We start from the raw sequence: 12,611 nt of genomic DNA on the forward strand, positions 1-12,611 counted from the left end.
AGGGCATGGGCGTCGCAGGCAAAAACGAAGGAAAATATTCCGGTAATCGGTCACTGACAATCGGAGGTAGTCGCAATCCGCTGCGTATTGCGCTGTTTCTTATCGCCATCATTGGCATAAGCGTAGGCTTTTTGATAAAAACCCAATACCCGAGGATTCTTTTGCCCGAAAAACTGTTTTACCCTGTCGTGGCGCTTCCCGGAGTGATTGCACTGTTGTCTTTTGTTATTTCCCATATCCGCCGCAGGCTCATTGATTACAGCTTTGTATCATTTGTGCTGATTTACCTGCTGTTGATTTTCCTCGCTTTCCACAACCATTTGGGGACTTATTTTGCGGCAACGCTGGTAGCGGCTCAGATTCTGCTCAATATTTCTTTTCGGAAAATACCCGAATTTTTACTCGTTGCCGTTGCCAGTCTGATTCTTTATGCAGTATTGGCGTTTTCTTTTGAAGAACTAAAAATCCATCCCAATCTTTTTCTCAGTGTCATGGGATTTGCCACGATTGGCAGCGGGATTTTTGTCTGGCTAAACCAAAAACCGGAAGTACAACCGAAGGAATCAGTCGCAGAAAAAAACGACATACCAGACATTCAACTACCCAATACGCCGCAGTCAGAACTACAGGTCGATGAGCAGGAAAATCCCGGGATTGTATTGCCAGAACCAGCATCTGAGACGCCGGCATCCATTATTTACCAGGAAATCTTTGACGCATCGGCTGAAGGTATTTTGATCCTTGCCCCCGAAACATACATCCCCACCCTGGCCAATCTTCAGGCAAGCCGTTTTTTAGGTTATTCCGCCACCGAACTTTGCCAAAAACCAATCACCTCTTTTTTTGAAGAGTCAGAATCCCGAAAACTTACAACATGCTTTGAGCAAACACTGGAAGGGAAAAAACCAACCATAGAAGTAAAAACAAAAAATATTCATGACGAATGGCAGCTCCGTACCGCCACTTCAAGCTTTATTCTGCTGGGAGGGGAATTTCGGATCATGCTTGTGATAAGGGATGTGGAGGAAGAAGTAAGTGCCGCGATGGCGAGAAACCTGGCAGATCGCCTGTTTCAGGAAGAAGCCTTGCGGCAGAGTGAGCAAAAATACCGGACATTGGTGGAAAGGATGAATGAAGGGCTCATCCTGACCGACAACGACGAGACCATTCTGTTTGTCAACAACCGCTTATGCGAAATCATGGGCATGCGGCGGGAAGATGTGGTGGGAAAACGATCGTTTGACGTACTCATGGGGGAAAATACCCGGCAGTTAATTGAACATAAGTCCATTCTTCGCAGACAGGGAATCTCCGACCAATACGAACTACAGACTACCCGACAGGACGGAGAGACGATCTGGTTGCTGATTGCAGGCACGCCCTATGTAGATCCCAACGAAGATCTGATTGGAACCATCGCCATTGTGACCGATATCTCTGACCGAAAGTTGACAGAAATTAAATTACAGGAAAAAAACAATGAACTGGATGCTTTCGTGTATAAGGCCTCCCATGACCTGAAAGGGCCACTGGCTTCTATCATAGGAGTAACCAATATTGCAAGGGAAGAAGTGAAAGACAGTTCTGCCCACCGGTATTTTGACCTGATTACCAAAAGTGCCCGACGACTGGATGGAATTCTGACAGAACTGCTTGACCTAACCCGCATCAACAAAGCCAGTCTTGTCATAGAATCTGTCGACATTCACGCATTGGTGGAGGAAATTATCCATAGTTTACGCCATCTCCCTCAATCAGAAAAAACAGAGTTTATCACAGATATTCAAATCGAACAACCTTTCCCCAGTGATAAAAAGATGCTGGTGTCCATTCTCCAAAATCTGATCGTAAACGCAGTAAATTATCAGGATCTCCGGAAAGAACAACCACAAGTAAAGATCAGCGCTTTTTTGAGAAATGAAAAAGCGGTTTTTAAGGTGGAAGACAATGGTGTGGGAATTCCCGAAAAAATCCAGGGCAGAGTTTTTGAAATGTTTTACCGGGGCAATACCCTTTCCAAAGGTTCGGGCCTCGGTTTGTACCTCGTCAAAAGCGCTTTGGAAAAACTCAATGGAACTATTGAACTGCAATCAGAACCCGGAGCAGGAACATTGTTTACCGTAACGATTCCCCCACAGGAAGAACTACTTCTTACGGCAGATACTATTCAGGACACATGAAATGCTGCGAAGAAATAACTTTTTATTTTACGGAATATATTTTAAATTGCACACGCAAACACTGGGAACCTAATGTAGGACCATTTAACTGCTATGCCAGTGAGAGAAGGACTGACCTTCACAAATGCTCATAAAAAGGGTTTATTTGTTCTTTCCATCGTGATACTTGTCCTGACAGCCGGGACAGTCAGTATCCGACAACTTTCGAAAGAAGAAAATCTTTCGTTAGAATTTGCTGAACCCTTCTTTACATCACCTGTTTATACCCGGGACTCTGCGTCCAGGCTGGATATTAATTTGGCCGACAGTGCGCAGTGGGTCTCACTTAAAGGAATTGGCCCCATACTGGCCAAACGAATCCTTAATTACCGCCGTTCACTGGGAGGCTTTTCTTCTATTGAGCAGGTGGCACAGGTCTATGGCTTATCCCAGGAGACCTTTGAAACAATAGCCCCCTACCTGTTTGTCAATGAAATCACCGCTCCGGCAAAACCGGTCTATACCCATGCCGGGAATTCCCGGTCGGCAGAAGAGTATCCCTTGCTGGATATTAACCTCGCTTCAGCCGAAGAGTTGAAAAAACTTCCGGGTATAGGAGATGTATTAAGTGAAAGAATTGTTCGCTACCGAAGCAGCCTCAAAGGCTTTGAATCTGTCGAAGATCTGGGTGCCGTTTATGGCCTGAAACCAGAAACACTAAGTGATATTCGCGATTATCTTTATGTCAATACCATGACCCTTTCTGAGATAAGGAAAAATAGTCCCGAAATTCACGATCTTCTGGCTGATAATAGCGCCAAACAGGAAGAACCTGACCCGGGCATTCGCTCGCTCAATGACTTGCCCTTCGAAGAGCTGACCGGTAATGGTTACTCCCGGGGAAATGATGCCGCATCGGGTTCTGCAAAAATCAGGGCATTGGATCTCAATACCGCTGATTCTGCGGAATTAATCACACTGCCGGGGATTGGCGCAGTACTCTCCGGAAAAATCATCCGGTACAGAAATAAAGTAGGCTATTTCTTTGACGTTTCCCAACTCCGGGACATCTATGGACTTTCAGAGGAAAATTATCAGCGGATGAGCCCCTACTTGTATATCGGCAGCATCGAAAATTATCCAAAGCAAGATCTCAATACCGTCTACTTCAGGGTATTGGCCGCATACCCCGCGATTGATCTTTCTCTCGCAGAAACCATTACCCAGCATCGAAAAAAAACGGGAAGATTTGATTCCTGGGATGAAGTCGCCAGGGTTAAAAATATGACGCCCGAGGCGCTGGAAGTCCTGAAAGCTTATTTCAAAATCTGAATCGGTAAATAGTCCGCATTTTTTTTTATCTTGCCTGTTTGATCGCTGTTCCGCAAATCAGGAAAATAACATATATGAACCTTACCGAAGCGCTGAAAAGCCATATACGGGAAGTACCGGATTTCCCACTCCCCGGCATTAATTTTAAAGACATTTCCCCGGTTTTCCTCAATCCTGACCTCATCAGGGAAACAGCCATAGAACTGGGAAATCACTGGAAAGACGATAGGATTACCAAAGTCATTGGCATCGACAGCCGAGGGTTTCTGTTTGGGCCCCAAATGGCCGCAGAATTGGAAGCCGGTTTTGTTATGGTCCGAAAAAAAGGAAAACTTCCGCCTGAAACACTTTCGGTAACTTATGAGTTGGAATACGGAACCGCGACGCTTGAGTCTGTGAAAAAAGCACTGGAACCCGGAGACCGCGTGATTATTCACGACGATCTGCTGGCAACAGGAGGTACGGCACTTGCGGCAGCCAAACTCGCCAATCAACTGGGCGCAGAAGTTGTTGGATTTAGCTTTCTGGTTTGGCTCACATTTTTGCCCGGGTATCATCGACTTCAGGCTATTTCGCCCCATATACATACTCTGGTCAGTTACGACCAATAATTCTCAAAGCATTTAAACCAAACGACTATGAACTCCGCGATTGACTATGCTGCCTCAGGCCTTGATTTTCAACTCAGTGAAAATCAACAAATGATCACCGATATGATCCGCCGGTATGGGGAAGAACGCCTACGTCCGGTCATCATGGAATATGATGAATCCCAGGAATTTCCGATCCAAATATTTAAAGAACTGGGAGAAATGGGCCTGATGGGCGTGCTGGTTCCCGAAGCTTATGGAGGTTCTGGTTTCGGATATTTTGAATATATCACTGTCATCAGCGAAGTGGCCAGATTTTGTGGAGGAATCGGGCTTTCGCTCGCAGCCCACAATTCGCTTTGCACAGGGCATATTCTGAAATTTGGCAATGAAGAACAAAAACAGAGATACCTGCCCAAACTGGCCACTGCCGAATGGATTGGCGCATGGGGACTGACGGAAGCCAATACGGGATCGGATGCAGGAAATATGCGTACGGTTGCCGTTGAAGATGGCGATTATTATGTGCTCAATGGCTCCAAAAATTTTATCACTCATGGCAAATCCGGCAATGTTGCAGTGGTAATTGCCAGAACCGGAGAGCCCCGTGCGAGAAATAATGCCACAGCTTTTATTATAGAAAAAGGAACCCCGGGTTTTACCCATGGCAAAAAAGAAAACAAACTCGGAATGCGCGCCTCCGAAACTACCGAACTCGTATTTCAGGACTGCCGCGTTCACAAGTCCCAGATATTGGGAAAAGTAGGTGAAGGGTTTAAACAGTCGCTCGTTGTGCTGGATGGCGGGAGAATTTCTATTGCAGCACTCGGGCTGGGTATCGCCAAAGGCGCATTTGAAGCCAGCGTCAAATATGCAAAAGAACGACAGCAGTTTGATAAACCCATTTTTGAATTTCAGGCGATTTCCTTCAAACTCGCTGAAATGCAGACAAAAATTGCGGCAGGCGAATTATTGACGTTTAAAGCAGCCGATTTGATCAACCGGAAACAGCCCGTTTCAAAAGAATCGGCGATGGCCAAACTTTATACCAGTGAAATGGCGGTTTGGGTGGCCAATGAAGCCGTTCAGATTTTTGGCGGCTACGGATATATCAAAGACTTTCCGGTGGAAAAATACTACCGCGACGCAAAGTTGTGTACCATAGGCGAAGGCACATCCGAGATACAGAAACTGGTCATTGCCAGGTCTGTACTCAACTAGTCAGCTCTTTTGCGAAAACTAATCTTTTTACTGCCAGCTGGCATATGGTTTGTAATTTGTTTTAGCAAAAGTTAACTCCTGGCTTCATGTCTAACGATGCCTCTTCAGTGAAGAGGCATTTTTTATTTGACTTGTAGTAAAAATTCCCTTTTTTTTTAGAACTTTGTGGAGCAAATCCGTAAAAAAGACATGAAATTTAGCATCGGAGATAAAATGGCAGACCTGGGCGGGATTTTTCTGGCCCATATTTTCAAATTGCCGGTGTTGATCTTTTTCCTGCTGATGAAAACCACCACAGTAGGTTACGATTTTCTTAGAACTACAGGGATACCCTGGTTTCGCAAAGAATCTGTCGCAGCTTTCAGGTATCTCCTGCAAAAAAGCCGCGAAGCCTGGCGAAGTTTCTCTTTCCGAGAAATGTTTCACTTAATACGCATTCAGGGAAAGTGGGTCGCCGTAACAAGCGGGGCGATCTCCATCGTAGGTTTTATCTTTATTGGATTGGATTTCGAGGGATTGTATGCACCCGTAAGATTGTCTGAAAGACTTTATCTGATCGAACATGCAGATCCGTATGTAGCGGACATGGACAAATTTGAGGAGAAAGTCAAAGAAGTAGCCCGCTCGCTGGATGTTCCGCCTGAATGGCTGATGGCAGTCATGTATTCCGAATCAAAATTAAACCCCTCGGTAATCAACCGCAGAGGAAGCGGTGCGACCGGTCTTATACAGTTTATGGTTCCTACTGTCAGAGAGCTCAATGACCGGCTGGGTACCAATTATTATATGAGCGATGTCCGGAAAATGGAGGCACATCAACAAATGGAGCTCGTGAGAGAATATTTACAAACGGTCAGAGAGCGATATGGTGAATACGAAAGCCTGACTGATTTGTATCTGGCGATTCTTTACCCCAAAGCGCTGGAGTTTGGCCCCACCTATGTCCTTTATGCCAAACCCACCAAAATGTACAACCAAAACGTAGGGCTCGACGAAAACAAAGATGGATCGGTAACGGTAACAGATATCAGTGACCGCATGCGGCGGTTATTTCCAACGGCTTTTTATAAAATGAAATAAAATAGCTGCTTAAAGCAGACGCTTTTGAACCATATTTCATGATAACCCAAACGCCCGGATCAGCTTGGTCAACTTTTCTGTTTCGATCAAAAAACCGTCATGCCCAAAATCAGAGCTTATTTCCCGGTAAATAGCTCCAGGAATATGCTCTGCCAGCAATTTTTGCTCATTCACCGGAAAAAGAATATCTGAGTCCAGCCCAATGACCAGGGTTTTTGCCCGGATGGCCTGAAGCGCTGTTTCGACTCCTCCCCGCCCCCTGCCCACATGATGCGAATCCATCGCTTTGGATAATGCCCAATAGGAAAATGCGTGAAATCGTTTCACCAGTTTATCGCCCTGATACCGCTGATAAGAAGACGCCAGGAAATCGTCTGTTTTTTCGTCAGTAGATTCTTGTTGGGTGGCAGAATAAGCCCCATAGCCCCGATAGGAAAGCAAGGCAACAGAACGAGCCGCGCGCATACCTGCCAGACCGGCATCCGGGCGGGAGTTTTTCCATGTGACATCCGCTTGTATCGCCAGCCGCTGCGATTCATTGAAGGCAATTCCCCAGGGAGAATGTTGAGCATTCGTCGCAATAGGGATCAGATAGTCAAAAACTTCAGGCTGCAAAATGGCCCACTCCAGTGCCTGTTGCCCGCCCAGTGAACCACCTAAAATCAAACGGATTCGCTCGATTTTCAGGTGTTGTCTCAGCAGGTCAAATGCACGGGCAATATCCCGGTTGGTAAGCAGGGGGAATGTATGATAATAGGGTTCTCCCGTCGCCGGATTGACAGATAAAGCATTCGTAGAACCGTAACACGAGCCCGGCATATTGGCACAAATCAGAAAATCACGGGCGGGATCAAACAGTAACCCATCGCCAATCATTCCCGGCCACCACTCAGGCACAATGGCATTGGCGGTAAGGGCATGACAAAACCAGACAATATTATCCCGCGCAGGATTGATCGTACCCAATGTTGCGTAGGCAAGTGTCAATTCCGGCAGGATTTCCCCTGATTCCAGTTGAAACGGTTGTTGATAATGGAAAAAATGTGTCTGCATAAAACAAAAAAATCCCCGGGCAAATATACCCGGGGAGCAAAATTACAATTTATTCTTATGAGGACACAGGCTGGAAAACAGTAGAAAATGCCTGCTTGAAATCACCGATGATATCGTCAATATGTTCGATTCCGACAGAAACCCGCAGCAACGTAGGTTTTACGCCGGAGGCCAGTTGTTCGGCATCACTCAACTGCTGGTGCGTAGTGGAAGCCGGGTGAATAATCAGCGTTTTTGAATCGCCGACATTGGCAAGATGGCTTACCAGCTTCAGGCTGTTGACAAAAGTCTCCGCTTGCGCTTTATCCCCTTTTAAGATCAGGCTAAGAACAGCACCGGCGCCATTGGGTGCATATTTTTTACCGAGATCAAAATATGGACTGCTTTCGAGACCGGCATAATTTACTTTTTCGACCAGCGGGTGCGCTTCAAACCATTTTGCCAGAGAAAGTGTATTATCTACGGCACGTTGAACGCGCAGAGAAAGTGTTTCCAGCCCTTGCAATAGAAGGAAAGAATTGAAAGGCGAAATGGCGGGGCCAAAATCGCGAAGCCCTTCTACCCTGGCACGAATTGCAAACTGGATATTCCCAAACGGACCGTTGGGGCCAAATACTTCGCTGAAAATCAGGCCATGATACCCTTCAGAAGGTTCGCTAAACTGCGGATATTTTCCATTTCCCCAGTTATAGTTTCCGCCATCAACCAGCACCCCGCCGATGGTTGTGCCATGACCACCTATCCATTTTGTGGCAGAATGTGTCACAACATGTGCCCCATATTCGAGCGGGCGAATCAGATACCCAGCTGCCCCAAAGGTGTTATCCACGACGAGGGGTATATCGTACTTCTGCGCCAGTTTGCCGAGCGCTTCGAGATCAGGGATATTAAATTCCGGATTCCCGATGGATTCAACGTAAAACGCTTTCGTATTTTCATCGATCAGTTTTTCGAAGGAACTTACCTTATCTCCGTCAGCAAAGCGTACTTCAATACCCAGCCTTTTAAAGGCCACTTTAAACTGATTGTACGTACCGCCATAGAGATAAGAAGTTGATACAAAATTGTCTCCCGCAGAAAGAATATTGTTGAGTGCGAGAAACTGCGCAGCTTGTCCGGAACTTGTAGCCACCGCCAATACCCCTCCTTCAAGCGCGGCAATCCGCTTTTCGAAGACATCCGTGGTTGGGTTCATGATCCGGGTGTAGATATTGCCAAATTCTTTCAATGCAAAGAGATTGGCTGCATGATCAGTATCTTTAAAGACATACGATGTAGTCTGATAAATAGGGACGGCACGCGAACGGGTAGTTTCATCTACTTCTTGACCAGCGTGCAACTGGAGTGTTTCAAAACGATAATTCTGACTCATAACAATTGAATTGGATATAGATTAAAAGGATATAACAGACGTGAATACAGGATGCCTGATTGACAGGCAAATAGATGATAGACAGATATATGATTGCAGACGGGATTAACCGCCACAACGACCTGCTTCAGATAAAAAATGGAAAGATATCAACAACAACATCGCATGGAAGCCATGTGGAACATGGAGACCGGATAGACAGGCGGTGTAGAAGAATTGGATGATTGAACGGTGCGGAGAGAATAACTACATCTTTTCATAAAAATAGTGTTAACCAGTTTATCTTTCCCCTGAGGGGTCTGGATGGGGCACCTTTTCCGCATTTGATTTTCAGAATGGTTGCCAGAGGGTCAGTGAGCCAGGTCTCTCGCCTCTTCTCTATATACTAATTACACCTTAACAGATGTAAGAAGCCGTTGATTACCCCAAAGATATAGAACCTTTTAATAAATGCAAATTTATTTTTACAATTATTTCCCGCATTGATTAACAAAGTAGCAATTCATGGTTATATTGATTTATTATATTATAATTTTATAATGATAATACCGAAAATTCGGTAACCTGCAAATCGTCATTTCAAACGAGAAAAATCATCTTCAAATTTTCGCCATCCCTGTTGGGGTATTTATGTTGTAAATTGTATTGGTATAGAAAAAACGGATAATCCCGGATAAATCTCTGAGGGTTGAGTTTTTTTGTTAACAGAATTATTTGTTTAATTTCGTGTTATTCTTTAACCAAAACTGTCTAAAAAGTAGGTAGACTATGAGAAAATTATCCGCAATTATGGTTGCGTTGGTTGCTACGGCGAGTATGTACGGGCAATCTGCACAACTAATCAACCGAAAGGCGATGTCTGAGACAGAAGTGCGGGTGTTTGATCGATCAGCACAAATTGATCTGTCGGCAACCCTTCCCGCAAACGCTGGCTCAACGGGCATTCCGCTTGGAACAACTGTTACAGATGCTGTCACTGCGACGAAAATCGGTGAGGCGTCCAATGCATTTACATTCATTTTGCCAGACAACAACCAGATAGGAGTCGCTGCTGATGTAGGGCTCAACGGTGGATCTGTTGCATTTATCTATCGCCAAAATATCAATCAGTGTGGCGGTACAGGTAGTGAAAGTGGGAAATATCGCTATTCCATCTCCACCAATGGAGGTACAACATGGAATGTAGGAACTCCCGGTGGTTGTTATGGCCTTGGCCCAATTAACACTGCGTATTCACAGGCTTCCCGTTATCCCAACATGGGATTGTTTCTGCCTCCCGGCCAAAACCCCGATACCCTCAATCTGGCTATGACTTATGTAGGTCCTGTACTTACAGCTGCCGGCTCCGGATGGGATGGTAACGTAATCGGTACAGTTACAGATCTAACGACGACACCCGTTTCTACTCAGGAAATATATCCTTTCCAGGCTGGCAACCAATACTTCTCCTACTCTCTTACAGAAAGAGTTCCCGGAGAATGGTGGTATGCTTCTTTTACCTGGGATGGTACAAACGTTGGAAGTGATGTGATCCTGAACAAAGGTGTTTGGGACAATACCACAGAATCTTTGACCTGGAGCACCGTTGCAACTCTTTCACCCAACTATTACCTCGGCTTTGATGGCTCACCTACCCGTGCCGGTTCCATGAACATGGCTTTCAGCCCTGACGGTATGACCGGTTATGTTGGTCTGATTGCTGACCTCGTAGGTGGTGCTGACTCTGTAATGTCTCCATGTTTTGCTGCTACTACCGATGGCGGCGCAAACTGGGGCAACTTTGTCCAGTTTGACATGAGCCAATACTACAACCGCGGTCTGCTCGATACTACCAACCAGTACTTTATCGACATCGATACCATTACCGGAGATACTGTACCTATTTCAAACCGCGTTACTTCTGCTTTTGACTTTGACCTCACCGTTGATAAAAACGGAAACCCTCACTTACTGGCTGTTGTGGGAAGTGCATCGCTGAGCAATAGCGACGGAACTTATGACTTCCCGGGCTATTCTATTTTCTCTGGGTTGGGTCTGTTTGTATTTGACTTTACGAAAGATTCCTACGGTGACTGGAACATGCTGTATGTCAGCAAACAAACTGCTTTCCGCGGCTCTTTCGGAGACCCCGCCAACCCTACAGGTTCTGAACTGCTGGAAGGAATTGACCCATGGATGCAGGTCGCTCGTTCTACTGATGGTAGCGTAGTATTCTTCTCATGGACAGATACTGACAGTACAGGTAACAGTGCCAACTTCACTTCCAATACCCGTCCTGACCAGATCACCGCAGCATATAATGTGGATAACAACACCATTACCAATGCAATCAACCGCACAGGTGATGATGCAAACTGGGCTTCCCGTGCACTTATGCCGAGAGTATCTTCTATCGCACTTTATGACAAAATTTCCAAGTACACCCTGCCTACTGTGATCATGGATATGGGCCCTCCCGGAACTTCTGCTACACTGCCAGTTTCTTTCTGGTACTTCTCTGATGTGCAGTTTGATAAGAATACCGACTTCGTAAATACCGGTCAATTCTTCTACAACTGTAAAGAGAATCCAATCGTAGGTAACCCGGCTGTCACAAGCCCTGACTGTGGTACTTCTGATGGTGCTCTGGCTGTTGCTCCTACCGGTGGTGTTGGTGCTTACTCTTACGAATGGAGTGCAAATGCAGGTAGTGTAACCACGCCTACTGCAACTGGTCTTGCTGCTGGTATTTACTCTGTAGTGATTAGCGACGAAGTGGGTTGTAGCGAAGTGGTATCTGTTGTTCTGAACAACGCCAACGCGCCTACGCTGAGCATTTCTGCTTCCGCAAATATTTCATGTAACGGAGCAAATGACGGTACGGCTACCGTAACACCAACCGGTGGTGCAGGAAGTGAAACCTACCTTTGGGACAATGGTGAAACCACTGCAACTGCTTTGGCACTTGCACCTGGTACCCATACTTGTACCGTAACTGATGCAAACGGCTGTAAATCTTTCATCACCGTAAACATCACTGAACCCGCAGCAATCAACGTTTCTGCTACTGCTACTGGCGTAGATTGTAATGGTGATACCAATGGTTCTGTTTCTGCCAGTGCTTCCGGTGGAAGTGGTGCATTGACTTACGCATGGTCTTCCGGTGATACAGGGCCTTCTGTTTCCGGTCTTCCCGGTGGTAGCTATACGGTTACAGTAACTGATGGCAACAGCTGTACGACTACAGCAAATGTCACTGTTGCTGAGCCAGCGCCAATTGCTGCTACCCTCAATGCAAATCCTAACTCCGCAGCCGTTCCTGTTTATACTGGTAATATCACCGCAACTCCTGCTGGTGGTACAGCGCCTTATACACTCGCATGGAGCGGGCCTAATGGTTTCACAGACAACACCAATACCCAATTTATCTTTGGTCTTTGCGGTGGTACCTACTACCTGCAAATCACCGATTCCAAAGGGTGTGTGTTCACTGACTCTGCTGTAGTAGGCGTAGCTGGAAATGGGGTAAACTGTATTACCGGCAGTGACGCGATTGACCGCGAACTGGCAGCTGGTATCAACACCATGAGCCTGTTCCCGAACCCAAACAACGGTTCATTCACCCTTAACCTCGAGCTTCAAAACCGCGACAATGTAAGCGTACAGGTAATTGACCTGAATGGAAAAGTGATCGCTACCAAAAATGCTGAAAAAGTGCTTTTCGTAGAAGAAGACTTCCACATGACAGGCATCGCCTCCGGCATCTATCTGGTGAAAGTAACTACTTCACTGGGTTATGCTACGCAAAAAATAATCATCCGGTAG

Annotated in this window: 8 protein-coding genes and 1 riboswitch; of the genes, 6 read left to right on the forward strand and 2 right to left on the reverse strand. The window is 46.0% G+C overall.

Annotation, left to right across the window (positions count from 1 at the left end):
• Positions 1–5: 5 nt before the first annotated feature.
• The 5 genes from R3D00_17850 to R3D00_17870 all read left to right on the forward strand — a co-directional run bounded on the left by R3D00_17850 (position 6) and on the right by R3D00_17870 (position 6,382).
• Positions 6–2,180 (forward strand): PAS domain S-box protein, encoded by a 2,175-nt coding sequence (locus R3D00_17850; GenBank protein ID MEZ4775053.1) that lies wholly within the window; start codon positions 6–8, stop codon positions 2,178–2,180.
• Between the two features lie 93 nt (positions 2,181–2,273).
• A complete protein-coding gene (locus tag R3D00_17855; protein ID MEZ4775054.1) occupies positions 2,274–3,491 on the forward strand; it encodes a helix-hairpin-helix domain-containing protein in 1,218 nt (405 codons plus the stop codon).
• Between the two features lie 74 nt (positions 3,492–3,565).
• Positions 3,566–4,102, forward strand: a complete 537-nt coding sequence (locus tag R3D00_17860) for an adenine phosphoribosyltransferase (protein MEZ4775055.1) — start codon at positions 3,566–3,568, stop codon at positions 4,100–4,102.
• A gap of 27 nt (positions 4,103–4,129) precedes the next feature.
• The gene (locus tag R3D00_17865; protein MEZ4775056.1) at positions 4,130–5,302 is read left to right on the forward strand and encodes an acyl-CoA dehydrogenase family protein; all 1,173 of its coding nucleotides are present in this window, start codon (positions 4,130–4,132) and stop codon (positions 5,300–5,302) included.
• A gap of 189 nt (positions 5,303–5,491) precedes the next feature.
• The gene (locus tag R3D00_17870; protein MEZ4775057.1) at positions 5,492–6,382 is read left to right on the forward strand and encodes a transglycosylase SLT domain-containing protein; all 891 of its coding nucleotides are present in this window, start codon (positions 5,492–5,494) and stop codon (positions 6,380–6,382) included.
• A gap of 36 nt (positions 6,383–6,418) precedes the next feature.
• Here the strand turns inward: R3D00_17870 and metX are convergent, their stop codons facing one another.
• Both metX and R3D00_17880 read right to left on the reverse strand, forming a co-directional pair.
• On the reverse strand, positions 6,419–7,435 hold the full coding sequence (metX, locus tag R3D00_17875) for a homoserine O-acetyltransferase (protein ID MEZ4775058.1): 1,017 nt from the start codon (positions 7,433–7,435) through the stop codon (positions 6,419–6,421).
• 55 nt (positions 7,436–7,490) lie between these two features.
• Positions 7,491–8,807 carry an O-acetylhomoserine aminocarboxypropyltransferase/cysteine synthase gene (locus tag R3D00_17880; GenBank protein MEZ4775059.1) on the reverse strand — a complete coding sequence of 439 codons (1,317 nt, stop codon included), beginning with the start codon at positions 8,805–8,807 and terminating at the stop codon, positions 7,491–7,493.
• A gap of 276 nt (positions 8,808–9,083) precedes the next feature.
• Positions 9,084–9,194: riboswitch (SAM riboswitch) on the reverse strand.
• Positions 9,195–9,575: 381 nt separating this feature from the next.
• On the opposite strand from R3D00_17880, the gene R3D00_17885 reads away from it, so the two are divergent.
• The gene (locus R3D00_17885; GenBank protein MEZ4775060.1) at positions 9,576–12,611 is read left to right on the forward strand and encodes a T9SS type A sorting domain-containing protein; all 3,036 of its coding nucleotides are present in this window, start codon (positions 9,576–9,578) and stop codon (positions 12,609–12,611) included.

Source organism: Bacteroidia bacterium (genome assembly GCA_041391665.1).
Taxonomy (GTDB): Bacteria; Bacteroidota; Bacteroidia; order J057; family J057; genus JAGQVA01.

Excerpts from the sequence above, each read along its gene's own strand:
- R3D00_17885 (MEZ4775060.1), top strand. The coding sequence starts at position 9,576 with ATGAGAAAATTATCCGCAATTATGGTTGCGTTGGTTGCTACGGCGAGT.
- metX (MEZ4775058.1), bottom strand. The coding sequence starts at position 7,435 with ATGCAGACACATTTTTTCCATTATCAACAACCGTTTCAACTGGAATCA.
- R3D00_17865 (MEZ4775056.1), top strand. The coding sequence starts at position 4,130 with ATGAACTCCGCGATTGACTATGCTGCCTCAGGCCTTGATTTTCAACTC.
- R3D00_17880 (MEZ4775059.1), bottom strand. The coding sequence starts at position 8,807 with ATGAGTCAGAATTATCGTTTTGAAACACTCCAGTTGCACGCTGGTCAA.
- R3D00_17850 (MEZ4775053.1), top strand. The coding sequence starts at position 6 with ATGGGCGTCGCAGGCAAAAACGAAGGAAAATATTCCGGTAATCGGTCA.
- R3D00_17855 (MEZ4775054.1), top strand. The coding sequence starts at position 2,274 with ATGCCAGTGAGAGAAGGACTGACCTTCACAAATGCTCATAAAAAGGGT.
- R3D00_17870 (MEZ4775057.1), top strand. The coding sequence starts at position 5,492 with ATGAAATTTAGCATCGGAGATAAAATGGCAGACCTGGGCGGGATTTTT.
- R3D00_17860 (MEZ4775055.1), top strand. The coding sequence starts at position 3,566 with ATGAACCTTACCGAAGCGCTGAAAAGCCATATACGGGAAGTACCGGAT.